The sequence below is a fragment of the Lacimonas salitolerans genome (assembly GCF_042677865.1).
Classification (GTDB): Bacteria; Pseudomonadota; Alphaproteobacteria; order Rhodobacterales; family Rhodobacteraceae; genus Lutimaribacter; species Lutimaribacter salitolerans.
Map to the genome: position 1 here is coordinate 1 of NZ_JBHUDD010000057.1, position 22,257 is coordinate 22,257.

Here is a 22,257-nt window from a genome sequence, read left to right on the forward strand (position 1 = left end):
CTACGCCCTCCCTACGAGACCCCACCCCCGCGTTCTCATCCTGATTGACGCTGGATTCTCAGCCTGTTTGTCGCGCGGCAGCCGCCATGCTTGACATGACGGCGTCTGAGTTCCGTGACCTCGTTTCGCGAGGAGCTCTACCCCCGGCAAAGCCTATCGGAGGAACCATTCGTTGGTGTGTTGCGGAACTCGAAGCGATTTTGTCCGGCGCAACAAAAAGGCCAGAAGATGACGAAGACTTTGAGTAAGACAAGGCCGTCAAAGCCGAGGGTATCTCGGGAGCGTCTAAAGTGGGTATGGCATCGAAATGGAACCAACTGGGTCCCATATCACCGGGTCACTTGGATCGCTTCCACGGGCAAGCGCAAAGAGCGCGCAATCAAACTCAACTGGGAGGGCGACAAAAAGAAGCTCGACCAAGAATATTGGGCAGCGGAAGCTGGTCGACACCCATCACAGTATAGAGAACCCAAAAATACTTGGGGAGAGTGTATCAAGGCATGGAAAGCAGACCAAAAAAAACAGATAAAACTCGCCGCTGGGACGAAAAAATCCTATAATCGTGAATTTAACAAGATACTTGCAAAAAATGCAAACAAGCCGATGTCCGCGACGACACGCGCCGCCATTCGAAAAAAGCATAACTCGATGGCGGATACACCGCGTGCCGCTGACTGGATGCTCCAAGGCGTATCTTTGCTTTGGAACTACGCCAAGAATGAACTCGATTGGTCTTTGGGCGACAACCCGGCGTCACGAATGACAAAACACGGGGCTCAACGAGAGTTTCCAGCTTGGCCAGACTGGTTGCTGGATGCGCTGGATGAAGCGCCCGATACCGTGCGCATCGCAGGTGGACTGATTAGATTCACCGGTCAGAGACCTTCAGCAGCGATCGGGATGCTCAAGAGTGCGTTTATGGGCGACTGGGTTACCGTCGTTGACGAAAAAGACGATGAAACGTTTCCGATATACTGCCCAGAGCGGCTACGTGAGATTGTAAAAGATCTACCGGTGGGGCCGCGGCATGTCCTTGCGAAATCGAACACTGCGCCGCTGTCCTATAGCGCAGTCGAAAAGGCGTTCAGCGCTTGGCGCGAAACCCTTACCGAGCTCGCTAAGGAGCATGACGATGTTGCGAAGAAGTATAGCCTGCACGGTTTGAGAAAGCGCGCTTGCGTTGAGCTTGCTGAGGCAGGCTGCTCAGACGCAGAGATTCAGGCAGTGACTGGTCAGAGCTTGGAGATCGTGGCGAAATACAGAAAAGGGGCGAGCCGGAAAATGATGTCCCGGGCTGCCCAGATGAAGCGCTCAGAATAACCGAGTGGGAGTCGTCAGTGGGAGTCATGCGGATCTCCGGCTAAATCGCCAAAGCCCACACCCAGCAAGCTATTGAAATCATTTGGTGCCCAAGGCGAGACTCGAACTCGCACGCTGTTGCCAGCGGGGGATTTTGAATCCCCTGCGTCTACCATTCCGCCACTTGGGCCCGGAGCGGTGTTTAGCTTGGCGCAGCACGGGCGTCCAGAGACAATTCGCTTTGGTCTTGCCGCCAGTGCTGCACACGCTAAACAGGCGGAAATCCTTTCCCGGCACTGGAGTTCCGGCATGATCCGCCGCCTGTATGACTGGACGATGGCCCAGGCCGACCATCCGCGCGCCCTTTGGGTGCTGGCCTTCGTGTCTTTCATCGAAAGCTCGGTCTTTCCGATCCCGCCCGATGTGCTGATGATCCCGATGATCCTCGCCCGTCCCTCGCGCGCCTGGTTGATCGCGGGTGTGGCGCTGGTATCGTCGGTTCTGGGCGGGGTTCTGGGCTATGCCATCGGCGCATTTGCCTATGAACAGGTCGGTCAGCCCATCCTTGCCGCCATGGGCAAGGCCGACGCCATGGCCGAGTTCAACACGCGGTTCAACGATTTCGGATTCTGGCCGGTGCTGATCGCGGGGATGACGCCGTTTCCCTACAAGGTCATCACCATCATGTCGGGTTGGACCGGACTGCCGCTGACGACCTTCATCGTCAGCTCGATCATCGCGCGCGGTCTGCGGTTCTTCATCGTTGCCGCGTTGCTGTGGAAATTCGGCGCACCGATCCGTGATTTCATCGAACGGCGGCTGGGATTGATGTTCGTGCTGTTCCTCGTCATTCTGATCGGTGGCTTCTATGTCGTGAGGTTCCTGTGACGATCACCCGTCAGACCCTGATTCTGCTGGCCGCCGGTGGCTCGACTGCCCTGCTGGCCGGGGCGTTCCTGTTCCAGTTCCTGGGCTGGGCACCCTGCCAGCTGTGCCTGTGGCAACGCTGGCCCCATGCGGCTGCCATCGCCATCGGGGTGGCAGCCCTGTCTCTGGGCGGGGCCGCGATGGCCTGGCTGGGGGCTGCGGCGGCGGCCACCGCGGCGGCACTTGCACTTCATCACACCGGGGTCGAGCAGAAATGGTGGCCCGGCCCCAGCAGTTGCTCGGGCACCGGCCCCTTGCAGGGCGAGGGCGCATCGCTGTTGCCCGGAGCCAGTGCAGACTCCCCTGCCCTTGTCATGTGCGATCAGATCCAGCCATTTTTCGCCGGGCTGACCATGGCCAACTGGAACCTGGTGCTGTCGCTGGGTCTGGTGGGTCTGTGGTCTGCCGCCGCCCTTCGCCGGGAATGACGCCCGGGGCCACACCGGCCCCGGACAGATCGCACCGGATCAGCCGAACATATCGGCGGTGATCCCGGCATACCAGCCGATGCTTTCCTCATAGGTCTGCTTGCGCAGCGCCGCATCCTCGCCGGTCTGGCTGATGAAGCTCGACACGCTCGAGATCTTTTCATCCGTCGCCTCGTAGGACGCGCCCACCTTGACACCATCGTCGGTGTCGATCAGCGACCAGCAGGTGTTCGAGAACCGCGCCGGGAACACGTTCGATCCCAGCAACTCGCCCCGGATCGCCATCGAGGCCACCTTGGCCTGGCTGTTGGCCGAAAAACCCGATTTCGGCATGTCGCCCTGATTGGTGGAATCGCCCAGAACATGAATGTCCGGATCAAGCCGGCTGACCATCGTGTGGCCCGACACCGGCGCCCAGTTGTCCTCGGTCACGCCCGCCATGTCGCAGATGCGCCCCGCCTTCTGCGCCGGGATCACGTTGCAGACATCGACATTCTCGACCACCCCGTCGATCGTGACGGTCATCTCGTCGGCATTGACCTCGACCTTGTCACCGCCGAAATCCGGGCCGATGCGCTCGATCATCCCGGAATAGTGCCGGTTCCAGCCCTCTTCGAACAGAGCCTGCTTGCTGAACTTCTCTTTCGGGTCCACCAGCAGGATCTTGGCCGTCGGATTGGTCTCTTTCAGCAGATGCGCGACCATGCTGATCCGCTCATACGGGCCCGGCGGGCAGCGATATGGATTGGGCGGGGCCACCATGGCAAAGCGTCCGCCCTCGGGCATCGCCTGGATCTGCGCCTTGAGCAGCTCGGTCTGGCTGCCGCCCTTGTAGGCATGGGGCATCTTGTTCCAGGCCGATGTATCCCAGCCCGGCACTGCGTCGTCCACGAAATCGATCCCGGGGCTCAGGATCAGCTTGTCATAGGGCAGCACGGCGCCCCCGGCCAGCGACACGGTCCGCGCCTCGCTGTCCACATCCACGGCCCAGTCATGCACCACGTTGATCCCGTAGTCCGACGCCAGCGTGCCATAGCTGTGCGCCAGCGAGCTGATCTCGCGGAACCCGCCGATGTAGAGGTTCGAGAAAAAGCAGGTGTAGTAGGACCGGCTGGGTTCAATCAGCGTCACGTCGATCTCGCCGTTGCTGTCCTTGGCCAGATAGCGCGCGGCGGTTGCCCCGCCTGCGCCGCCACCGATCACCAAGACCTGCGGCCGCCCGCTGGTCGACGCCAGCACCATCGGTGCCTGCAAGACCGCCGCAGCCGCGGCACCGGTGCCGATAAAGGCTCTTCTGTTCAGTTTCATGTCTTCCTCCCTTGCGCGCGCGGCCCTTTACAGCCCCGCAAAATATGCAGCCAAGGCCGCAATCTCTTCGTCCGTAAGCCGCCCGGCGTAGCTTTGCATCACCGCGTGGGGCCGGATCTGTTGCTTGTAGGCATGCATGGCGACCACGAAATCCTCTTCGGGCCAGCCGGTGACCGACGGGATGCCCTGATTGCTGCCGTCGCGCTGATGGCAGGTGGTGCATTCGCTGGCCAGATACTCACCATATTCGGGATCGCCCACGATCGTCAGAATCTCGGGCGGCAACGCGACCTCGCGCGCGATGGCTGTGGGCTGGGCCTCGGGGATGTTCTGTGGGCTGTCAGAGAACTGGCGCAGATACGCCAGCACATCGGCGCGATCCTGCGGGTCTGACAATCCGGCAAAGTTCATCCGCGTGCCCGACACCAAGCTCTTGGGATTTTCCAGATAGGCATGCAGCTTGTCCAGAGACCAGACCAGCCCGTCATTGCCGGCGCGCAACAGCCCTTTGGAGTATCGCGCATAGCCATCGACAGTGCCCGCCTTGCGCCCGAAAATCCCGTTCAGATGCGGGCCGATGCGATGCTGCGCCCCCTGCCCGACCTGATGACACGCGGCACACTGGCGATACAGCGTTTCACCACGATCCGCGTCACCGATCGCTTCCGCCGCAGCCGATGTTGACAGAACGCAAAGGGCCGCAACCCATCCACACAAGACCCGCATCGCGCCTGATCCCATGGCTTCTCCTCCCAAGTCTTCTGACCCTCTTGCGGGGTCCGATTGCCCTTATGGTGCGGGCAGCCCCCTTTTGGATCAATAGTTTATTTGTTTCATGCAAAGAAAAGGCGCGCGCCTCACATGGAGGCACGCGCACGAAGTGCTACCACTTGAAATCAAGCTGCCGAGGCAAACCTGCCCCCGGCATATCAGGGATAGGTTTTCAGATACTCGATCACCGCAGCGATTTCTTCATCCTTTCGCAGACCGGCAAAGGACATCTTTGTGCCCTTCATGAAGCCACGCGGATCGGCCAGGAACGCGCTCAGGTTTTCTTCGTCCCAGACCATGCCGTTGTCGCGCATGTCTTCGATGGTCTTGCCATAGCGGAAATCCTCGACATGTGCGAACTGTGCCCCGACAACACCATTCAGCAACGGGCCGGTCCGGTTCTTTGCATCATCACCCACCTGGTGACAGGCCGAGCATTTCCGGAAGACCTTTTCGCCCTCTTCAGCCAGTGCCGTGTCGATCGACGCAGATGCGGGCTCGGCCTCCGCCTCGGGCTCCGCTTCGGCGGGCGTAGCCGCTGCCACCTGCGTGGTCTCTTCATCGGTGGCCGGTTCAACGGCAGATTCTTCCACCGCGGCCTCGTCAACCGGCGTCACGCCCAAATCCGTCGCGCGCAACATGATCTCGACGCTGTCCTTGCAGTTTTCCATGCATGGCTCAGCAGTCCAGAAATGCGCTTCGCTTTCCTCGCGGTCATCCAGGATGAAGCCGTCGGCGTTTGGCATCTCGACTTCAAGGAAGTTCTCATTCGACAGGACGAAATCATCGTCCACCAGGTAGTTGGAATAGAGGATATATGCGGTGATCGCGTATACCTCGTCCGGGGTCAGCGTCTGCGCCGCGCCATAGGGCATCGAGCGGTTGACGTAATCCCAGACGGTGGACAGATAGGGCCAGTACGATCCCACGGTCTTGAGCGGATCGTCGTGATCCAACGTGCCGTCACCGCCCGCCAGCTTTGGCCAGTTTCCAAGACCTTCTGCAAAATCGCCGTGGCAGGAGGCGCAATAATCGACGAACACCTCTTCGCCGTTAAGCACGTCGCCCGAGCCTTCGGGCAGACCCGTGCCGTCGGGCGCCACGTCAAGATCCCAGGCTGCGACCTCTTCCGGCAAAGCCGGGCGACCGATGCCGAACTTGCCATCCGCCGCCGCATTGCTGGCCTGCGCCGACGCGATCAGCCTGAAATCAAAGTCGGCTTCGGCGTTCATGCGCGGAGCCGCATCAGGCATCGGGGCGATGTTGCGGTCGGCAAAGTTGTAGGCCGTGGTCAGCATCGCCGCCAATCCGACGCCCACGCCGACATACAGTTTAAGAGACTTCGACATTTTCGGCCTCCCCGTTCGGGTTTACATGCCAGGTCTGGATGCAGTTGTTGTGATAGATAGAATTCAGGCCACGCACTTCGCGCAACTGCGCCTTGGTCGGCTGCACGTATCCGGTTTCATCGCGTGCCCGCGATTGCAGCAGCATGTCTTCGCCGTTCCATTCGGTGTCGAAATAGAACCGGGTCAGGGCCATTTTCGTCCCCGGTGCGGCCAGCCGCGCGGGCTGCCAGGTGACGCCGCCGTCCATCGAGACATCGACACCGGTAATGGCCCCACGCCCCGACCAGGCCATCCCCGTGATGACAAGCGGGCCGTGCCCATGCTTGATCGGTGCCTGCGGGCTGGGGCTGGTGATCACCGATTTGGCGTCCATCACCCAAGTCCATTTGCGGCTTGTGCCGTCCGCCAGCGTGTCGGTGTATTTGCTGGTCTCTTCGCGGCTTTCGATCGCCTGAGTGGTCACCTCGACGCGGCGCAGCCACTTGACCCACATGTTGCCTTCCCAGCCGGGCACGACCAGTCGCACAGGATAGCCATGCTCCTTGCGCAGCGCCTCGCCGTTCGCCTTGAAGGCCACCAGAACGTCGTCCAGCGCCTTTTCCAGCGGAATCGAGCGGCCGTTCGATGACGCATCCGCGCCTTCGACATAGACCCACTTGCCCTCGGTCTGCACGCCAGCCTCGGCCAACAGGGTGCGCAGCGGCACGCCGGTGTATTCCATGTTGTGGATCATGCCATGGGTGTACTGTGCGCCGTTCAGCTGCGCGCCCGCCCACTCCATGCCGGTGTTCGCCGCACATTCACAGAAATACACATGCTGCTCACGCGGGAAACGCTCAAGATCCTCGTAGGTGAACACCAAAGGCGTATCCACCAGACCGTTGATCATCAGGCGATAATCCTGCTTGCGCAGTTCGATCGCGCCCGAATGGTGGCGTTCGAACGCGCAGCCCTGCGGCGTGATCGTGCCATCCAGCGCGTGGATCGGCGTAAAGTTGATCGAGCTGATGGTATCGGCCGTCAGCCATTCCACGTTGCGGCGGATCACGTCGCTTTCGAATTCGATCGGCATCCCGTAGGGCGTTGCATCCACGGCATCGCCCCAGCCGCTGGCCCAGGGCTGCACCTCGGTGATCAGCGGATCGGGATCGGCCGCGCGTGCCGCGCTGGCCCCAAGCACGGCACCGCCCGCCGCAAGCGACCCTCTCAGAAAGGCACGCCGCGAGGGCGCTTTGCCTTTGAAGCTGGCTGTCATGGTTTTCTGGCCTCCTCTCGGATATTGCATGCGGCACGCCCTGCGGCCGCGTCGTTGGATACCGGCGCAGGCGTCAGACGCCTGTCACCTTGACGCTTGTGTTGGGTGCGACCGTGACCGTGCCCTGCTTGCGGATATGGTTTTCAACCACGTCCCAGATCTGCGGGCCTTCGGTGCCTTCGTTGACGCTGGCCCAGCCTGCCACGACATAGGTTTTCGCCGGATCAATCGCTTCGCCGGTCTTAAGCAGGGTCAGATCGCTGATCCGCTCGCCCTGTGGCTTGGAGATGTCGATGGAATAGCCCATCCCGCCGATCCGGACCATGTCGCCACCCTGCTGGTAATAGGGGTCGGGGTTGAACAGGTTGTCGCCCACGTCCTCAAGGATCACCTTGAGGAATTCGCCGGTCATTTCAGACCTGTAGGCCTTGCCATAGGTCATCGTGGTGACATTCCAGATATCTTCGCGAGTGATGTCCTGCCCCGGCAGGATCGACGGGCCCCAGCGCACGCCGGGCGACATCGCGATGTCGGCCTCGCGTTCCGAGAGCAGTGCATCGCAGATCAGGTCATCCCATGATCCGTTGAAATTGCCGCGGCGATACAACAGGCTGTCGGTCTTGCCGATCACCTCGGTCAACTGGTCCAGATAGGGCGCACGCTGTTCGTCGATCACGGCGGCAACCTCGGCATCGGGTTCGATCACGTCGCTGAAGATCGGGATCAGCTTGTGCCGAAAGCCCATCATCCGGCCGTCGCGCACGTCCAGATCCACGCGGCTGACGAATTTGCCGTTCGACCCCGATGCGACGATGATCGTTTCCCCCACCAGCACAGGTTCGGGCAGCGCATCATGGGTGTGGCCTGACAGGATCACGTCGATGCCGGTCACGCGGCCGGCCATCTTCTTGTCGACGTCGAAACCGTTGTGCGACAGCACGACCACCAGCTCGGCGCCCTGCCCGCGCACCTCATCGACCATCTCCTGCATCCGCTCGTCGCGGATGCCGAAACTGTATTCGGGGAACATCCAGCCGGGGTTCGCGATGGGCATATAGGGGAACGCCTGGCCGATGACCGCGATCTTGACGCCACCACGCTCGAAGAACTGGTAATCCTTGAAGTCTTCCGACGGCTCGTTCCACTCGGCGTCGAAAATGTTCTGCCCCATGGCGGCAAAGGGCAGGCCCTCGACAATTTCGCGCACGCGGTCGCTGCCCAGCGTGAATTCCCAGTGGAATGTCATCGCATCCGGCTTGAGCGCGTTCATCACATTGACCATGTCCTGACCCTGCGTGTGATAGCAGGTGTAAGAGCCATGCCAGGTGTCGCCACCGTCCAGCAACAGGGCATCGGGCCGCTCGGCGCGGATGGCGTTGATCACGGTGGCCACGCGGTCCAGCCCGCCGACCTTGCCGTATTCCCGCGCCAGGGCCGAGAAATCGTTGTAGGTCAACGCGTAGTGGCTGGGGCTGCCGTCATCGATACCGTACAGCTTGCGGAAATCCGCGCCGGTCACATGAGGCACGTCGCCTTTGTTCGGCCCCACGCCGATATTCATCTCGGGCTCGCGGAAATAGATGGGCTTCATTTGTGCATGAATGTCGGTGACGTGGATCAACGAGACATTGCCAAAAGTGTCGAACTGCAAAAGCTGATCCTGCGTCAGGCTTTGCTGCGCGGCCAGACGGCCCCAGTTGCCAAAGCCCGAGGCGCCAACCAGCGCCGAGGCGGCCATCGAGACCTGAAGGAAATCGCGGCGGGAGATCATGGGTCTTGTCTCTTTTCTTCACTGTCACGGTCGGCATGCACGACACATGCGCATATGTGAATGGATTTTTAACGATGAACCCCGCGCCGGGCCAGCCGACGCAGGGTTCAATCTCTTAGTTGCGCACCGACGGGCCTTCGACCGACAGGCCGTTGCCGCGCGACGCAACATACAGTTCCAGCGCCACGAACTCGGGGCTGCCCGGATCGAAGGTTTCTGCCCGCGTGTCGCGGATGCAGCCCTTGAAACGGCCATGCGCGGTGTTCAGCTTGGCGTTCTTCAAACGGTATGTCGGGAACCCGTTGATCTGCCCCTGGCTCAGGTGATCGGCGCGGATCATGTTGCCATAGTTTTCTTCGTGGCAGTTCGCGCAGCTCAACTCAAGCTGGCCAAAGCGGGTGTAATAGATTTCCTTGCCCTGCTCCCAGGCTTCCTGCACCGGGCCGTCGATGGCCACGTTTACCGGCATCCCCCGCGATTGAGCGGAAATCAGGGCTTCCATCGCCGCCATCGGGGCGCTGTCGTACTTGTAGGCGTCTGCACCCATGTTCTCGGTGCGGCATGCGTTGATCTGCATGGCAAGTGTCCGCACTTCGCCCGCGTCTTGGTTCCACTTCGGATAGGTGGCGCGCACGCCAACCATGCTGTCCTCGGCGCTGTCATGGCATGAGGCGCAGGAATTGCCTTCGCTGCCTTCGGCTGTTTCCCAGGTTGTCATCGCAGCCTCGACCGCCAGCATGGCCGGGTTGTCGAAATCGTCCATCTGCATGGCCTGGGTGTCATCGTTGCGGAAATGCCAGCCGGAAATGATCTCGGTCAGCATGCTGTCTTCCAGATGTGCGGGCAGCGGAGCCTTGGTGACCATCTCGATCTCTTCGTTGATGATCAGCGTGTCATCATCCGGGTCAGCAAGGGTCATTGCCGGTGCCGCGGCCATCAACGCCGCGATGGCCGTCAGTGCCTTGAATTTCATGTAATGTCCTCCCGTTTGGCGCGCCCTGCCCCGGGACCGACCCGGGGACAGGAGACGTTATTCTTATTGTTGGCCTTGTCAGCCGACCTCGACCGACTTCGTATCTTCGTAGATCGAGCCGTCATCGTCGTACCAGGTGAACTGGAGGTCGCCGGACTCGGGGATCGTCACATCGAATTCGACGTAAGGGTTGGTCGAAATCGCAGGCTCCATCGTCATATCAAGGGCCATCGTGCCATTGAATTCGCAGGTGAAGCGGTTGATGATCGACCGCGGGATGGTGTTGCCATCGCTGTCCTTGCGCTGACCCGACTCCATGGTGTGGCTGATTAGGGTCTTGATGGTAACCACCTCGCCAGCGGATGCGCTTTTGGGGGCTTTTACGCGTGGTTTGACATTGTCTGCCATGGTCTTGTCTCCTTGAAATCCGGGATCAGCCGCCGCAGCCGCCGATGGTCACTTTCACTTCCTTGGTGGCCTTGGCAAAGCTGCCATCGGCCATCTTGGCGATGGCCACGACATCCTGCGTGCCGGCCAGGCGAATGCGGGTCGATGCCATGGTGCTGCCTGCCAACTCGCCAAAGTTGAAGGTCGCCACACCCGGTGTCGGGTTGCCCATGGCCAACAGCATGATGGCGGTCGCTCCTTCGGCCGACACGCCGATCGGAACGGTGTTGCCGTTCTCGGCGATTTCCGGCGCGTCCAGGTTCACACCGCCTTCGGCAACATCCGCGCCACCGGTAAAGTCGGCGATTGCATCCTCACCGGCCGCGTTTGCGCGGAATGGCAGGACGGTCAGGGCAACAGCACCAGCAGCCAGGGCCAGCGTATCGCGACGTGTAAGTTCCATTTCAATACTCCTCAGTTTGATCCTTGGCGCTCTGTCAATCGTACTTCAGCGTGGACAGGAACGCGACAACATCCTCGATCTGCTCGGCGGTCAGAAGCGGACCGAAATCATCGGTGGCGGCTTTGCCTGTATAGGCGTTGCCGGGACGGACAAAGCCATCGACCTTGTAGTACGCAGGCATCATCGTGCCGTCGAAGGTGGCCTTGGCATTCACCAAAAGCCCGCGCAGCTCTGCCTCGCTCCAGCGATCGGCCGCCCCGTCAAGAGCGGGCCCGACATTGCCCTGGAACGGTGCATAATCCAGCGCGCTGACCTGATGGCAAGCAACACAGTTGCCAAGACCACGGCTGGTCATGACCTTTTCCCCTTCAGCCGCATTTCCCGGCTTCCCGGTCAGCGAGGCCTCGACCTCTCCGTATTCGCCCATCTTTACATCGCCAGGCGCGACGACATCGGCGGCAGCGGCGCCTGCCAGCAGCGTTGCCGCCAGCGTCAGTGTTGAAAATCTCATGGTTCCTCCCGTGACTTCAGCTCTTGTGATCGAGTTGGTTGTGTATACCGTAGTTCACCAACCGCCAATTTTGCAACATCAAATTCACGATTGCGAATTATTGATTGCAAAACATCTTGTTCAATTGTTACCTTCCTGCTGGCGTTCCTGAATTTTTCTTGCGTGGTAGCGTTGAAAATCCTCGCCGTTATCAAGCGCGTAACGCTTTTCGTTCACCCAGACAAACATGTCATAGGTTGTCTGCGCACCGAAGGCACCGGGCATCACCGCCACCGCCGCGTCCTGGGCACTTGCGCCATCCTCGACCTCTTCGGGCAGGAAAATCACCGTGGGTGTGAACAAGACGCCCCATTTGCGCGCCGCTGCCTTTTCGCTCAGCGCCTGACCGTCCAGATCGGTCATTTCGGTGTCGCCATGCAGGTTGATCTGCACGACAAAGAAATGCTCGTCGACATACCCTGCGATCTCTTCGCGCGGGTACACCTCTTCATGCATCTTCTTGCAGTAGATGCAGCCGCGCTGTTCGACCATGAGAACAAGCCGCTTGCCCATCGCGTTCGCCTCGGCCAGATCCTCTTGCAGATCCTTGAAGGTGTCGCGCATCCACGGCTGCTTGTGCAGCCCGTCATCCCCGATCTCCGCAAACGCGGGCGGCACTGCGACCATCACGGCCCACAGCGCCAGAATCACGCGTCCCATCATTCCTGTCATCACCCGTCTCATGCCATCCTCCCTGACATTTCCCCGAATCGCCGGACTCAGCCGAGCCGCGAAAACACAGGGAAGGTTTCGATCATCCAGAATGCGATCTCGTTGATGGTGCCCGTCGCGATCAGCACCGCGAACACGATCAGCATCGCGCCCAGAACCTTTTCCACATAGGGTTGGTACTTGCGATTGCGCTGGATCCAGTTCAGGAACGGGCGCGAAAAGATCGCCGCCACCACGAACGGCGCGGTCATCCCCACGCCAAACAGCGCCAGCAGCAACCCGCCGCGCCAGACCTCGCCCATGCCGCTGGCGATCATCAGGATCGTCGCCAGCACCGGCCCCACGCAGGCCGACCAGCCAAAGCCGAATGCCAGACCCATCACATAGGCCCCCAGAACCGAGCTTGGGTCCATCCTGGATTCCATGCGCGCCTCGCGGTACAGGATGCCGATGCGGATCACGCCCAGAAAATGCAGCCCAAAGACGAATATCAGTGCTGCCGCCGCATAGCGCAGCACATCGAACCAGTCGCGAAACACCTGCCCCAGGGCGGTTGCCCCCATGCCCATCAACATGAAGATGCTGGTCACCCCCAGCGCAAAGAACACCGCCGAGATGAACAGCCGCCGCTGCGCGCCGGGCGCGACCTGACCCTCGCCGCGCAATTCGGTCATCGACAGGCCCGCCATGTAGCTCAGGTAGAAGGGAACCATCGGCAGTATGCAGGGGGTAAAGAACGCCAGCAATCCGGCAAGCGCGGCACCAGCAAAGGTCACGTCCATGTGGCAATCCGCTCCGTTGTGGAATTCACATATTCAGATTAGGTTGTGTATACCATTGTCGTCAATCGGATGTTTCATGGCCGTCGCCAAGTCTTTCCTGTTCGCGCTGGCCCTTGCGCTGGCCGCACCCGCCGCTGCGGCCCTTGAACTGATCATGGTTGATCGGCAGGGGTGCCCGTATTGTGAGGCGTGGAAAGAAGACATCGGCCCGGCCTATCCGATGACCGAGATGGGCCAGTTCGCCCCTCTGCGCATCGTCGATATCAAGGATGCTCCACCGCAGGGTGTGACATTCGACAGCCGTGTGCTTTTCACACCCACTTTCGTGCTGATCGAAGACGGGGCCGAACTTGGACGGATCGAGGGACACCCGGGCGATGACTTCTTCTGGGGTCTGCTGTTTCGCCTGCTGTCGGACAGGGCCGGATATGACGGCGCAAGCTGATGCCCCTGCCCTGACGGGACAAAACGATGGAATCGCCAAACACACCAGGGCGGCAAGGGAAAGGTCATGACAGTGACATTACCTGTGTTTGACAAGGGCATGTCCGAGTCCGAGATGGACCGGATGGTCACAAACGCCACCACGGCGTCGAATTTTCTCAAGGCCGTCAGCCACGAAGGCCGGCTGCTGATCCTGTGCCATCTCGTCTCGGGCGAAAAATCGGTCACCGAACTCGAAGATCTGCTGTCCGCGCGCCAGGCGGCGGTCAGCCAGCAATTGTCACGCCTTCGGCTTGAAGGTCTGGTGATCCCCCGCCGCGAAGGCAAGACGATCTTTTACCGCTTGGCAGATGATCGACCCAAGCGCATGCTGGAACTGGTCTACGAGCTTTTCTGCGACTGACACCGGGACCGACCAACGAGTCACCGATAGCGCAGCAGGGCCCGGAATGGGAGGAGAACAATGTTTGACTGGATCACCGATGAGGCGCTGGTCGCGCTGATCGGCATGGGCGGCGGCATCCTGCTGGGGCTTGCCGCGCGACTGGGGCGATTCTGCACCATGGGCGCGATCGAGGACATGCTCTACGGCGGATCGGACCTGCGGATGCGCATGTGGGTGCTGGCCATCGGGGTCTCGATCCTGGGGACTTTCGGCCTTGCCGCCCTTGGCGCGCTGGAACTGGAAACTTCGTTTTACCTGTCGATCCGGTGGATGCCGGTGGCCGCGATCCTGGGCGGGCTGATGTTTGGCTATGGCATGGCGTTGGCTGGCAACTGCGGATACGGTGCGATCGCCCGCGCCGGCGGCGGCGATTTCCGCGCCTTCGTGATCGTGGTGATCATGGGCGTCTCGGCCTATCTGGTGCTGGCGGGGCCGCTGGCCCTGTTGCGCGCGTCGGTCTTCCCGCAAGAGGATGTGGTCAACGAGATCCCGCCGGGGCTTGCGCATCTGCTGGGCAATGCAACCGGCCTTTCCGTGCCGCTGATCGGGTTGACGATCGGTGCGCTGATCACGCTGGGCGCGCTGGCCTCGCGCCGCTTTCTGGAAGAACCTTCCGCGATCTTCTGGTCGGTGGTGGTGGCCTTGGCCGTGGTCAGCGGCTGGGCAGGCAGCTACTGGGTCAGCGCCAACGGCTTCACCGCCCTGCCTGTCGTGTCACACAGCTTTTCCGCCCCCGTGGGCGAGACTCTGCTTTACGCGATGACCGGCTCGGCCCGTGCGCCGTCCTTTGCCGTGGGATCGGTCGCTGGCGTGGCCATCGGGGCCTTCATCGGATCGTTGATCAAGGGTCATTTCCGCTGGGAAGCCTGCGACGACCCCCGCGAATTGCGCCGACAGATCATCGGCGCGGCACTGATGGGCGCGGGCGCGGTGATCGCCCTTGGCTGCACCATCGGTCAGGGCCTGTCGGCCTTTTCGATGCTGGCATTCTCTGCACCGCTTGTGTTCGCCTCGATCATCGCTGGCGCGGCCCTTGGCCTGCGCCAGTTGATCATCGGTTTCCAGCCGGCCGAGTAATCAAGGACATCGCAAGGCGAGATCCACAAAAAAGGGCGGCACCAGCCGCCCTTTGTCGTGATGACCTCTTGTGAGATCACATCTTCATCTGGGTGTATTTTTTCAACTCCATGCGCGCGATCTGGCGACGGTGCACCGCATCCGGCCCGTCTGCCAGCCGCAAGGTCCGCACCTGCGTCCATTTATGCGCCAGCGGCGTATCCTGGCTGATCCCTTCGCCGCCATGCATCTGCACGGCCTCGTCGATCACCTTCAACGCCATGCGCGGTGCCACGGTCTTGATCATCGAAATCCACGGCGCGGCCGCCCGTGCATCACCCTGATCCATGTACCACGCCGCCTTGAGGCACAGCAGGCGGGCCTGCTCGATCTCCATCCGGCATTCCGCGATGATGTCAAAGTTGGCGCCAAGCTGTGCCAGAGGCTTGCCAAAGGCTTCGCGCTCAAGCGAGCGGCGGCACATCAGTTCCAGCGCCGATTCCGCCTGCCCGATCGCGCGCATGCAGTGGTGGATGCGCCCCGGTCCAAGACGCCCCTGCGAGATTTCAAAGCCGCGCCCTTCGCCCAGCAGCAGGTTTTCCGCCGGAACCCGCACGTCGGTGAACCGCATGTGCATGTGCCCATGCGGCGCGTCGTCATGGCCATAGACCTCCATCGCGCGCAGCTTTTCGATACCGGGCGTGTCAGCAGGCACCACGATCATCGAATGGCGCTGGTGCTTGGGCGCGTCCTCGCCCCCGGTCTTGGCCATCACGATATAGACCTTGCAGCGCGGATCGCCCGCCCCGCTGGCCCACCATTTCTCGCCGTTCAGCACATAGTCGTCGCCGTCGCGAACGCAGGACATCGAGATGTTGGTGGCATCCGAACTGGCCACATCCGGTTCCGTCATCAGGTAGGCCGAGCGGATTTCACCGGCCAGCAACGGCTTGAGCCACTGTTCCTTCATCGCCTCGGTGCCATACCGTTCGAACACTTCCATGTTGCCGGTGTCGGGGGCCGAACAATTGAACACCTCGGCACCCAAAGGCACGCGGCCCATTTCCTCGGCGAACTGGGCGTATTCCACCGTGCTCAGGCCAAAGCCCTTGTCGCTGTCGGTCAGCCAGAAGTTCCACAGCCCGTCGGCCTTGGCCTTGGCCTTGAGCCCTTCCAGAATCTCGGTCTGGCGCTCGGTGAAGGCCCAGCGGTCGCCTGTCGCGACCTCTTTTTCGTATTCATCGACCATCGGCGCGATCTCGTTGCGCACCATGTCCGCCACCCGCGCCAACAGCTTGCGATTCTCCTCGCGCATGCCGAAATTCATGTCCATCGTCCGCTCCTCCTCAGACCAGTTCCAATATGCGAAATACTATTTCGCAACCATATCAGCACGTCACGTCAAGGATGAAAAGCACCAAGCCGCACGACGGGGCGTCACACGGCCATCAGACCTGGATGAAAGGGAATAATGGTGCGGCCGGCGAGACTCGAACTCGCACGAGTGTTACCTCACAGCGACCTCAACGCTGCGCGTCTACCAATTCCGCCACGGCCGCAGACCTTGACTTGGTCAACGGGCGTATAGACGAGGCTTGCCGCGATGTGAAGGGCCAAAAACAGCCCCCCGCCCGGATTTTCCCCGGGCGTCAGGTGCGGCCCATCAGCATGCGGATATGGTCGGGCCGCCGCATCCCCCAGACCAGCGCCAGCAGGCACGCAGCGGCGGCCGTGGCGACAAACCCCGCCATCGGCCCGGCGGGAAACAGGATCGCGTTCATGATCCGGCCCGGCAGCAGGGTGAACAGCCCCGGGATGCCCATGCCAAAGACATACAGCGACAGCATCGTGCTGCGATGGTCCGCCACTCGACCAGCGCGGACATGCGCCACCCCGGCCCACAATCCAACCAGCGTGGCAATGGACAGCGCATGGATCGGGCTGAAGGGACCGATCAGGCGGATGGTGTAGATGAACAGCGAACTCAGGGCGGTGGCCGCCATGGCCGCCACCCACACCCGGCCCACGACCCGGTGCACCAGATCGCGCCGGCGCCGCAGCATGGCCACAGGCCCCAGACCAAGCGCGAGCAGCGCAGCCACGATATGAAGCTGAACGATCAAAGGCGCGTCGAAGAAGGGTGCGAGGGTCATGGCGTTTTCCTTTCCTTTTGCTATACCCGGATGCAGTGACAGCAGGCATGGCAGCCGCCCCGCCGCCGCTCAAACCCGACTACGCCGAAAGACGGAGGATGTTCGTGAAATCCGGGGCACTGCAATTCGCGCTTCGTGAAACACGGGCGATCCTGACCCGCCGCATGGTGCTGGGCGGGTTGGCCGTGGCCATCGTGATTCTGACCCTCTCGGCCCCGTTCGGAACGGATGACACCCTGGCCCCGGCCCCGCGCGCGGCCTATTGGGCCACGGTGGTGGTGCTGACCTACACCGCGGGCGTTCTGGTGAACCGGCTCTTTGCCGGCAATGGCTGGGGCGAGGGGGCTTGGCGGATCGTGTCTGTCCTTGTGACCGCTCTGGTGGCCACCGTGATCGTGCTGGCGCTGAACTATGTCACCTTCGACCGCACGCCACTGGGGATGCATGCAGGCTGGTTCCTGACAGTCGAGATTCTGGTCGTGGCGGTGCTGGTCTCGGCGGGGCTGTATGTCTGGACCAGACCGGCCCCCGACACCGGGGAAACATCGCCCCGTCCCCCTGCCCTGCTCGACCGGCTGCCGCTGGACAGGCGCGGGCCATTGGTGGCGATCTCGGTGCAGGATCACTATGTGCAGGTGATCACGACGCGCGGGCAGGACCTGGTGCTGATGCGGTTGGGCGATGCGATACGCGAAACCGGCGATGTGCCGGGCTTGCAGGTGCACCGCTCGCACTGGGTGGCGCTGGATCAGGTCCGCGCGGCCAGACGCACGGGCGAGCGTGCGGTGCTGACCATGACCGGCGGGCAAGAGATCCCCGTCAGCCGCACCTACCTGCCCGCGATCAAGGACGCCGGGCTGCTGCCCAAAGGTAAGGATACCCCATGACCACTCCGCAGATCCGTGTCGATATCGTGTCCGATGTCATGTGCCCCTGGTGCATCATCGGCTACCTTGAGCTTGAGCAGGCCTCCCGCCAGACCGGCATCGGGCTGGGGGTGCGCTGGCATCCGTTCGAGTTGAACCCCGACATGCCGCCCGAGGGCGAGGACATGACCGGTCACATCACCCGCAAATATGGCATCACGAATGAGCAAAGCGCGCAGAACCGCGCGGCATTGCAGGATCGCGGTGCCGCGCTCGGGTTCACCTTTGCCTTCGGGCCCGGGATGCGGATGCGCAACTCGTTCCGCGCGCATCAGCTGATCGACTGGGCCGAGGGCCACGGCGCGCAGCACGCGGTCAAGCTGGCGCTGCTGACGGCGCATTTCACCGACAACCGCAATGTCGACGACCCGGAGGTGCTGGCCGCGATCGCCGCCGAAACCGGTCTGGATGCCGAGGCCGCCCGCGCGGCCATTGACAGCGAAAGCCATGCCGATCCGGTGCGCCGCAGCCAAGCGTTCTGGCATCAGCAGGGCGTGACGGGCGTGCCCGCGATGGTGTTTGATCAGAAATACCTGTTCACCGGGGCGCAGGGTGTGGCGCAATACGCGCAGATCCTGCAACAACTGGCCACGCAGACGGAACAGGCGCATGGTTGAATGGATCATCTCGGACGGGCTGACCGATTACGACCACGCCTGCCAGGTGATGGAGGACCGCGCCGCCGCCATCGCCAGCGGTGACGCCCCCGAGGCGATCTGGCTGCTGGAGCATCCGCCGCTCTACACCGCCGGCACCAGCGCCCGACCTGCCGACCTGGTCGATCCCGGCCGGTTTCCAGTTCACCCCAGCAAGCGCGGCGGGCAGTATACCTATCACGGGCCGGGGCAGCGCGTGGTGTATGTGATGCTGAACGTCGGCCAGCGCGGGCACGATGTGCGCAGTTTTGTCCAGCAGCTCGAGGCCTGGGTGATCGCCACCCTGTCCGAGTTCAACGTCACCGGCGAAATCCGCGAAGGGCGCGTGGGCGTCTGGGTGCCGCGCCCGGACAAGCCGCTGACGGCGGCGGGCACCGTGGCCGAGGACAAGATCGCCGCCATCGGCATCCGACTGCGCAAATGGATCAGCTTTCATGGCATCTCGATCAACGTCGACCCGGACCTGACACATTTTTCCGGCATCGTCCCCTGTGGCATCACCGATCACGGGGTGACGAGCCTTGTCGACCTCGGCCTTCCGGTCACCATGGCCGATGTCGACCTTGCCCTGCAGCGCGGCTTCGGGCAGGTGTTCGGTGAGGCACCCGCGGATGGGCGAATTGCCGCGCGGGGATGACCGCCCGAAAAATGCCATTGCACACCGACCCATACACGTTATTCTACAGCAATCTATGTCCAGCCATCGGAGAATATGATGAACAAGTTTCTGACAGCCGCAGCCCTCGTGGCCCTTGCCGCTCCGGCCTTCGCCGAAGGCGATGCCGCGAAGGGTGAAAAGGAATTCAACAAGTGCAAGGCCTGCCACATGATCGTGGCGGATGACGGCACCGAGATCGTGAAGGGCGGCCGCACAGGCCCCAACCTCTACGGCATCATCGGTCGCGTGGCCGGCTCGGTCGAGGATTTCCGCTATGGCAAGGGCCTTGAAGCCGCAGCCGAAGCCGGCTTCGAATGGACCGAGGAAGCCATGGTGGAATACGTGGTCGACCCCAAGGCATGGCTGGACGCACAGGGCTATCCCGACCAGTCCAAGATGACCTTCAAGCTGCGCAAGGGCGGCGAGGACGTGGCGGCCTATCTGGCGTCGCTGACACCTGCCGACAGCTGACCGCTGCACTAACATTCCTGAAAAGCCGCCGGCGCCACCCGCCCGGCGGCTTTTTTAATGCAATTGCAATGATTTGACGGGCATCCTGCGACCATCGGGCCAAGCCGGGGTGCGACAATTAATGTTGATCCAGATCAACATACGGCATTGCCGCTGCCCCTCAGCCATTCTAAAAAGCGAATGGATAGCCATGCGGCACTCGCCTGCCGCATACCACGGGACACAACAGGAGGCAGACAATGGCAGACGCAGCCATTCATGGCCACGATCATGAAGATCAGCGCGGGTTCTTCACCCGCTGGTTCATGTCGACCAACCACAAGGACATCGGTATTCTGTACCTGATCACCTCGGCTTTTGTCGGTCTGATCTCGGTATTGTTCACCGTCTACATGCGCATGGAGCTGATGGAGCCCGGCGTGCAATACATGTGCCTCGAAGGCGCAAGGTTCATTCCGGACGCCGCGCGCGAATGCACGCCCAACGGACACCTGTGGAACGTGATGATCACCTATCACGGCGTCCTGATGATGTTCTTCGTGGTGATCCCGGCACTGTTCGGCGGCTTTGGCAACTACTTCATGCCGTTGCAGATCGGTGCGCCGGACATGGCGTTCCCGCGCATGAACAACCTGTCCTACTGGATGTTCGTCGCAGGCACGGCGCTTGGCGTCGCCTCGCTTCTGGCACCGGGCGGCAATGACCAGCTGGGCTCGGGCGTCGGTTGGGTGCTTTATCCGCCGCTCTCGACGCTCGAAACCGGGATGTCGCTCGATCTGGCGATCTTTGCGGTCCACGTGTCGGGCGCAAGCTCGATCCTGGGCGCGATCAACATGATCACCACCTTCCTGAACATGCGCGCGCCGGGGATGACCCTGTTCAAGGTACCGCTGTTTGCGTGGTCGATCTTCGTCACCGCATGGCTGATCCTGCTGGCGCTGCCGGTTCTGGCCGGTGCCATCACCATGCTGCTGACAGACCGCAACTTCGGCACGACCTTCTTCGATCCGGCCGGTGGCGGTGACCCTGTGCTGTACCAGCACATCCTGTGGTTCTTTGGCCACCCCGAGGTGTATATCATCATCCTGCCCGGCTTCGGCATCATCAGCCACGTCATCTCGACCTTCTCGCGCAAGCCGATCTTCGGCTACCTGCCGATGGTCTGGGCGATCATCGCGATCGGCGTGCTGGGCTTTGTCGTCTGGGCGCACCACATGTACACCGTGGGCATGTCGCTGACCCAGCAAAGCTACTTCATGCTGGCTACGATGGTGATCGCTGTGCCAACAGGCGTGAAGGTGTTCAGCTGGATCGCCACGATGTGGGGCGGCTCGATCGAGTTCAAGACGCCGATGCTCTGGGCGTTCGGGTTCCTGTTCCTGTTCACCGTTGGCGGCGTGACCGGCGTGGTGCTGTCGCAGGCCGGCGTCGACCGTGCCTATCACGACACCTACTACGTGGTGGCACATTTCCACTACGTGATGAGCCTGGGTGCCGTGTTCGCGATCTTTGCCGGGATTTACTTCTACTTCGGCAAGATGACGGGCCGTCACTATCCCGAATGGGCCGGCAAGCTGCATTTCTGGGCGATGTTCATCGGGGCAAACCTGACGTTCTTCCCGCAGCACTTCCTGGGCCGTCAGGGCATGCCGCGCCGCTACATCGACTACCCCGAGGCGTTCGCGCTGTGGAACTGGTGGTCGTCCGTGGGGGCCTTCATCAGCTTCGCCAGCTTCGTGTTCTTCTTCGGTGTGATCGCCTATTCGCTGCTGCGCGGCCCCAAGGTGACCCAGAACAACTACTGGAACGAATACGCCGACACGCTGGAATGGACCCTGCCCAGCCCGCCGCCCGAGCACACGTTCGAGCAGCTTCCCAAGCGCGAGGACTGGGACAAGAGCCACGCCCACTAAAGGCCATGCTCTGACCCAAGACGAATCGGGGCCCGGACATGCGTTCGGGCCCTTTTCAGTTCAAGCCACCCAGATGCAGGACATCATGCCCTATCGCTGGACCGACACCACCACGACCGAGCGCCAGTTGGAACTGTGGCCGCACCGCTCGCTGCCCCGGCGCGGATTTGCCGCCTTCATCCTTGCGACATTCACCCTGATCACCATCCCGCTCTACCCGCTGCTGGGCACATTCGTGCTGTGGGGGCTGCTGCCATTCCTGCTGATGGCGGTGGGGGCGCTGTGGTGGGCGCTGGAGCGCAGCTATCGTGATGGCGAAATCCTCGAAGTGCTGCGGCTGAGCCCGCAGGACATTAGCCTGACCCGCACCAAGCGCAACACCGCGCCGCAGGAATGGCAGGCCAACAGCTATTGGGTGCGCCCTGAACTGCACCAGACCGGCGGGCCGGTGCCCAATTATGTCACGCTCAAGGGCAATGGCCGCACCGTGGAAATCGGGGCATTCCTGTCCGAGGACGAGCGCCGCGCGCTTTATGGCGAACTGGCCAGCGCGCTGGCACAGGCCCGCGCCGACGGCCCACCGGCGGGCTAAGGCCTTCA

The 22,257-nt window shown here is 61.8% G+C and carries 26 protein-coding genes and 2 tRNA genes; 13 read left to right on the plus strand and 15 right to left on the minus strand.

Annotation, left to right across the window (positions count from 1 at the left end; all coding sequences use genetic code 11):
* Positions 1-86: 86 nt before the first annotated feature.
* Entirely contained in the window at positions 87-248 is a 162-nt protein-coding gene (locus ACFTOW_RS10895) for a hypothetical protein (RefSeq protein ID WP_379915554.1), read from the plus strand.
* Positions 229-1,320 (plus strand): hypothetical protein, encoded by a 1,092-nt coding sequence (locus ACFTOW_RS10900; RefSeq protein WP_379915556.1) that lies wholly within the window; start codon positions 229-231, stop codon positions 1,318-1,320. Before ACFTOW_RS10895 ends, ACFTOW_RS10900 begins: the two co-directional genes overlap by 20 nt.
* An 83-nt stretch (positions 1,321-1,403) precedes the next feature.
* On the opposite strand, the gene ACFTOW_RS10905 is transcribed toward ACFTOW_RS10900, so the two are convergent.
* Positions 1,404-1,489 (minus strand) — tRNA-Leu (locus ACFTOW_RS10905).
* Positions 1,490-1,608: 119 nt separating this feature from the next.
* Here ACFTOW_RS10905 and ACFTOW_RS10910 point away from each other — a divergent pair.
* Together ACFTOW_RS10910 and ACFTOW_RS10915 are read left to right on the plus strand one after the other, a co-directional pair.
* Positions 1,609-2,187 (plus strand): YqaA family protein, encoded by a 579-nt coding sequence (locus ACFTOW_RS10910; protein ID WP_379915558.1) that lies wholly within the window; start codon positions 1,609-1,611, stop codon positions 2,185-2,187.
* Positions 2,184-2,654: a disulfide bond formation protein B gene (locus ACFTOW_RS10915; RefSeq protein WP_379915559.1), complete on the plus strand. Its 471-nt coding sequence runs from the start codon at positions 2,184-2,186 to the stop codon at positions 2,652-2,654. The genes ACFTOW_RS10910 and ACFTOW_RS10915 overlap by 4 nt, the downstream gene beginning before the upstream one ends.
* A 39-nt stretch (positions 2,655-2,693) precedes the next feature.
* On the opposite strand, the gene ACFTOW_RS10920 is transcribed toward ACFTOW_RS10915, so the two are convergent.
* From ACFTOW_RS10920 to ACFTOW_RS10970, 11 genes are all read right to left on the minus strand, one after another.
* Positions 2,694-3,962 carry an FCSD flavin-binding domain-containing protein gene (locus ACFTOW_RS10920; RefSeq protein ID WP_379915561.1) on the minus strand — a complete coding sequence of 423 codons (1,269 nt, stop codon included), beginning with the start codon at positions 3,960-3,962 and terminating at the stop codon, positions 2,694-2,696.
* Positions 3,963-3,989: 27 nt separating this feature from the next.
* Positions 3,990-4,688 carry a c-type cytochrome gene (locus ACFTOW_RS10925; RefSeq protein WP_379915676.1) on the minus strand — a complete coding sequence of 233 codons (699 nt, stop codon included), beginning with the start codon at positions 4,686-4,688 and terminating at the stop codon, positions 3,990-3,992.
* 203 nt (positions 4,689-4,891) lie between these two features.
* Entirely contained in the window at positions 4,892-6,082 is a 1,191-nt protein-coding gene (locus ACFTOW_RS10930; RefSeq protein WP_379915563.1) for a c-type cytochrome, read from the minus strand.
* Positions 6,066-7,337: a sulfite dehydrogenase gene (gene soxC / locus ACFTOW_RS10935; protein ID WP_379915565.1), complete on the minus strand. Its 1,272-nt coding sequence runs from the start codon at positions 7,335-7,337 to the stop codon at positions 6,066-6,068. The genes ACFTOW_RS10930 and soxC overlap by 17 nt, the downstream gene beginning before the upstream one ends.
* Before the next feature lie 73 nt (positions 7,338-7,410).
* Positions 7,411-9,108, minus strand: coding sequence for a thiosulfohydrolase SoxB (gene soxB, locus ACFTOW_RS10940; RefSeq protein ID WP_379915567.1), 1,698 nt, complete (start codon positions 9,106-9,108; stop codon positions 7,411-7,413).
* A 115-nt stretch (positions 9,109-9,223) separates the two neighbouring features.
* Complete coding sequence (gene soxA / locus ACFTOW_RS10945) at positions 9,224-10,081, minus strand: sulfur oxidation c-type cytochrome SoxA (RefSeq protein WP_379915569.1); 858 nt, start codon at positions 10,079-10,081, stop codon at positions 9,224-9,226.
* Positions 10,082-10,159: 78 nt separating this feature from the next.
* The gene (gene soxZ / locus ACFTOW_RS10950) at positions 10,160-10,489 is read right to left on the minus strand and encodes a thiosulfate oxidation carrier complex protein SoxZ (RefSeq protein ID WP_379915571.1); all 330 of its coding nucleotides are present in this window, start codon (positions 10,487-10,489) and stop codon (positions 10,160-10,162) included.
* Positions 10,490-10,514: 25 nt separating this feature from the next.
* A complete protein-coding gene (soxY, locus tag ACFTOW_RS10955; protein ID WP_379915573.1) occupies positions 10,515-10,931 on the minus strand; it encodes a thiosulfate oxidation carrier protein SoxY in 417 nt (138 codons plus the stop codon).
* Between the two features lie 34 nt (positions 10,932-10,965).
* Complete coding sequence (gene soxX, locus ACFTOW_RS10960; protein ID WP_379915575.1) at positions 10,966-11,442, minus strand: sulfur oxidation c-type cytochrome SoxX; 477 nt, start codon at positions 11,440-11,442, stop codon at positions 10,966-10,968.
* Between the two features lie 120 nt (positions 11,443-11,562).
* Entirely contained in the window at positions 11,563-12,141 is a 579-nt protein-coding gene (locus ACFTOW_RS10965) for a thioredoxin family protein (RefSeq protein WP_379915678.1), read from the minus strand.
* Between the two features lie 59 nt (positions 12,142-12,200).
* Entirely contained in the window at positions 12,201-12,935 is a 735-nt protein-coding gene (locus tag ACFTOW_RS10970; protein ID WP_379915577.1) for a cytochrome c biogenesis CcdA family protein, read from the minus strand.
* Positions 12,936-13,011: 76 nt separating this feature from the next.
* Between ACFTOW_RS10970 and ACFTOW_RS10975 the strand changes: the two genes are divergently transcribed.
* From ACFTOW_RS10975 to ACFTOW_RS10985, 3 genes are all read left to right on the plus strand, one after another.
* Complete coding sequence (locus tag ACFTOW_RS10975) at positions 13,012-13,380, plus strand: thioredoxin domain-containing protein (protein ID WP_379915578.1); 369 nt, start codon at positions 13,012-13,014, stop codon at positions 13,378-13,380.
* Between the two features lie 72 nt (positions 13,381-13,452).
* The gene (locus ACFTOW_RS10980; RefSeq protein ID WP_379915680.1) at positions 13,453-13,782 is read left to right on the plus strand and encodes an ArsR/SmtB family transcription factor; all 330 of its coding nucleotides are present in this window, start codon (positions 13,453-13,455) and stop codon (positions 13,780-13,782) included.
* 60 nt (positions 13,783-13,842) lie between these two features.
* Positions 13,843-14,901 carry a YeeE/YedE family protein gene (locus ACFTOW_RS10985; RefSeq protein WP_379915579.1) on the plus strand — a complete coding sequence of 353 codons (1,059 nt, stop codon included), beginning with the start codon at positions 13,843-13,845 and terminating at the stop codon, positions 14,899-14,901.
* 76 nt (positions 14,902-14,977) lie between these two features.
* Here ACFTOW_RS10985 and ACFTOW_RS10990 read toward each other — a convergent pair whose 3' ends face one another.
* The 3 genes from ACFTOW_RS10990 to ACFTOW_RS11000 all read right to left on the minus strand — a co-directional run bounded on the left by ACFTOW_RS10990 (position 14,978) and on the right by ACFTOW_RS11000 (position 17,033).
* Positions 14,978-16,213 (minus strand): acyl-CoA dehydrogenase family protein, encoded by a 1,236-nt coding sequence (locus tag ACFTOW_RS10990; RefSeq protein ID WP_379915581.1) that lies wholly within the window; start codon positions 16,211-16,213, stop codon positions 14,978-14,980.
* 139 nt (positions 16,214-16,352) lie between these two features.
* Positions 16,353-16,439 (minus strand) — tRNA-Leu (locus ACFTOW_RS10995).
* 90 nt (positions 16,440-16,529) lie between these two features.
* Positions 16,530-17,033, minus strand: a complete 504-nt coding sequence (locus ACFTOW_RS11000; RefSeq protein ID WP_379915583.1) for a DUF2306 domain-containing protein — start codon at positions 17,031-17,033, stop codon at positions 16,530-16,532.
* 47 nt (positions 17,034-17,080) lie between these two features.
* Between ACFTOW_RS11000 and ACFTOW_RS11005 the strand changes: the two genes are divergently transcribed.
* The 6 genes from ACFTOW_RS11005 (at position 17,081) to ACFTOW_RS11030 (ending at position 22,249) form a co-directional block, all read left to right on the plus strand.
* A complete protein-coding gene (locus tag ACFTOW_RS11005) occupies positions 17,081-17,920 on the plus strand; it encodes a LytTR family DNA-binding domain-containing protein (RefSeq protein ID WP_379915584.1) in 840 nt (279 codons plus the stop codon).
* The gene (locus ACFTOW_RS11010; RefSeq protein ID WP_379915587.1) at positions 17,917-18,576 is read left to right on the plus strand and encodes a DsbA family oxidoreductase; all 660 of its coding nucleotides are present in this window, start codon (positions 17,917-17,919) and stop codon (positions 18,574-18,576) included. The genes ACFTOW_RS11005 and ACFTOW_RS11010 overlap by 4 nt, the downstream gene beginning before the upstream one ends.
* Positions 18,569-19,252 carry a lipoyl(octanoyl) transferase LipB gene (gene lipB / locus ACFTOW_RS11015; protein ID WP_379915589.1) on the plus strand — a complete coding sequence of 228 codons (684 nt, stop codon included), beginning with the start codon at positions 18,569-18,571 and terminating at the stop codon, positions 19,250-19,252. Before ACFTOW_RS11010 ends, lipB begins: the two co-directional genes overlap by 8 nt.
* Before the next feature lie 78 nt (positions 19,253-19,330).
* Complete coding sequence (locus ACFTOW_RS11020; protein WP_379915590.1) at positions 19,331-19,744, plus strand: c-type cytochrome; 414 nt, start codon at positions 19,331-19,333, stop codon at positions 19,742-19,744.
* Between the two features lie 239 nt (positions 19,745-19,983).
* Positions 19,984-21,657, plus strand: coding sequence for a cytochrome c oxidase subunit I (ctaD, locus tag ACFTOW_RS11025; protein WP_379915592.1), 1,674 nt, complete (start codon positions 19,984-19,986; stop codon positions 21,655-21,657).
* Positions 21,658-21,742: 85 nt separating this feature from the next.
* The gene (locus ACFTOW_RS11030) at positions 21,743-22,249 is read left to right on the plus strand and encodes a DUF2244 domain-containing protein (RefSeq protein WP_379915682.1); all 507 of its coding nucleotides are present in this window, start codon (positions 21,743-21,745) and stop codon (positions 22,247-22,249) included.
* Positions 22,250-22,257: the final 8 nt, after the last annotated feature.

What these genes read in the sequence shown, in the direction of transcription:
- ACFTOW_RS10930 (WP_379915563.1), bottom strand. Translation starts at nt 6,082, where the DNA reads ATGTCGAAGTCTCTTAAACTGTATGTCGGCGTGGGCGTCGGATTGGCG.
- ACFTOW_RS10975 (WP_379915578.1), top strand. Translation starts at nt 13,012, where the DNA reads ATGGCCGTCGCCAAGTCTTTCCTGTTCGCGCTGGCCCTTGCGCTGGCC.
- ctaD (WP_379915592.1), top strand. Translation starts at nt 19,984, where the DNA reads ATGGCAGACGCAGCCATTCATGGCCACGATCATGAAGATCAGCGCGGG.
- ACFTOW_RS11010 (WP_379915587.1), top strand. Translation starts at nt 17,917, where the DNA reads ATGACCACTCCGCAGATCCGTGTCGATATCGTGTCCGATGTCATGTGC.
- ACFTOW_RS11005 (WP_379915584.1), top strand. Translation starts at nt 17,081, where the DNA reads ATGGCAGCCGCCCCGCCGCCGCTCAAACCCGACTACGCCGAAAGACGG.
- soxX (WP_379915575.1), bottom strand. Translation starts at nt 11,442, where the DNA reads ATGAGATTTTCAACACTGACGCTGGCGGCAACGCTGCTGGCAGGCGCC.
- ACFTOW_RS11020 (WP_379915590.1), top strand. Translation starts at nt 19,331, where the DNA reads ATGAACAAGTTTCTGACAGCCGCAGCCCTCGTGGCCCTTGCCGCTCCG.
- ACFTOW_RS10920 (WP_379915561.1), bottom strand. Translation starts at nt 3,962, where the DNA reads ATGAAACTGAACAGAAGAGCCTTTATCGGCACCGGTGCCGCGGCTGCG.
- ACFTOW_RS11000 (WP_379915583.1), bottom strand. Translation starts at nt 17,033, where the DNA reads ATGACCCTCGCACCCTTCTTCGACGCGCCTTTGATCGTTCAGCTTCAT.
- ACFTOW_RS10970 (WP_379915577.1), bottom strand. Translation starts at nt 12,935, where the DNA reads ATGGACGTGACCTTTGCTGGTGCCGCGCTTGCCGGATTGCTGGCGTTC.
- ACFTOW_RS10900 (WP_379915556.1), top strand. Translation starts at nt 229, where the DNA reads ATGACGAAGACTTTGAGTAAGACAAGGCCGTCAAAGCCGAGGGTATCT.
- soxB (WP_379915567.1), bottom strand. Translation starts at nt 9,108, where the DNA reads ATGATCTCCCGCCGCGATTTCCTTCAGGTCTCGATGGCCGCCTCGGCG.
- soxC (WP_379915565.1), bottom strand. Translation starts at nt 7,337, where the DNA reads ATGACAGCCAGCTTCAAAGGCAAAGCGCCCTCGCGGCGTGCCTTTCTG.
- ACFTOW_RS10895 (WP_379915554.1), top strand. Translation starts at nt 87, where the DNA reads ATGCTTGACATGACGGCGTCTGAGTTCCGTGACCTCGTTTCGCGAGGA.
- ACFTOW_RS10910 (WP_379915558.1), top strand. Translation starts at nt 1,609, where the DNA reads ATGATCCGCCGCCTGTATGACTGGACGATGGCCCAGGCCGACCATCCG.
- ACFTOW_RS10990 (WP_379915581.1), bottom strand. Translation starts at nt 16,213, where the DNA reads ATGGACATGAATTTCGGCATGCGCGAGGAGAATCGCAAGCTGTTGGCG.
- ACFTOW_RS11030 (WP_379915682.1), top strand. Translation starts at nt 21,743, where the DNA reads ATGCCCTATCGCTGGACCGACACCACCACGACCGAGCGCCAGTTGGAA.
- lipB (WP_379915589.1), top strand. Translation starts at nt 18,569, where the DNA reads ATGGTTGAATGGATCATCTCGGACGGGCTGACCGATTACGACCACGCC.
- ACFTOW_RS10985 (WP_379915579.1), top strand. Translation starts at nt 13,843, where the DNA reads ATGTTTGACTGGATCACCGATGAGGCGCTGGTCGCGCTGATCGGCATG.
- ACFTOW_RS10925 (WP_379915676.1), bottom strand. Translation starts at nt 4,688, where the DNA reads ATGCGGGTCTTGTGTGGATGGGTTGCGGCCCTTTGCGTTCTGTCAACA.
- soxY (WP_379915573.1), bottom strand. Translation starts at nt 10,931, where the DNA reads ATGGAACTTACACGTCGCGATACGCTGGCCCTGGCTGCTGGTGCTGTT.
- soxZ (WP_379915571.1), bottom strand. Translation starts at nt 10,489, where the DNA reads ATGGCAGACAATGTCAAACCACGCGTAAAAGCCCCCAAAAGCGCATCC.
- ACFTOW_RS10965 (WP_379915678.1), bottom strand. Translation starts at nt 12,141, where the DNA reads ATGGGACGCGTGATTCTGGCGCTGTGGGCCGTGATGGTCGCAGTGCCG.
- soxA (WP_379915569.1), bottom strand. Translation starts at nt 10,081, where the DNA reads ATGAAATTCAAGGCACTGACGGCCATCGCGGCGTTGATGGCCGCGGCA.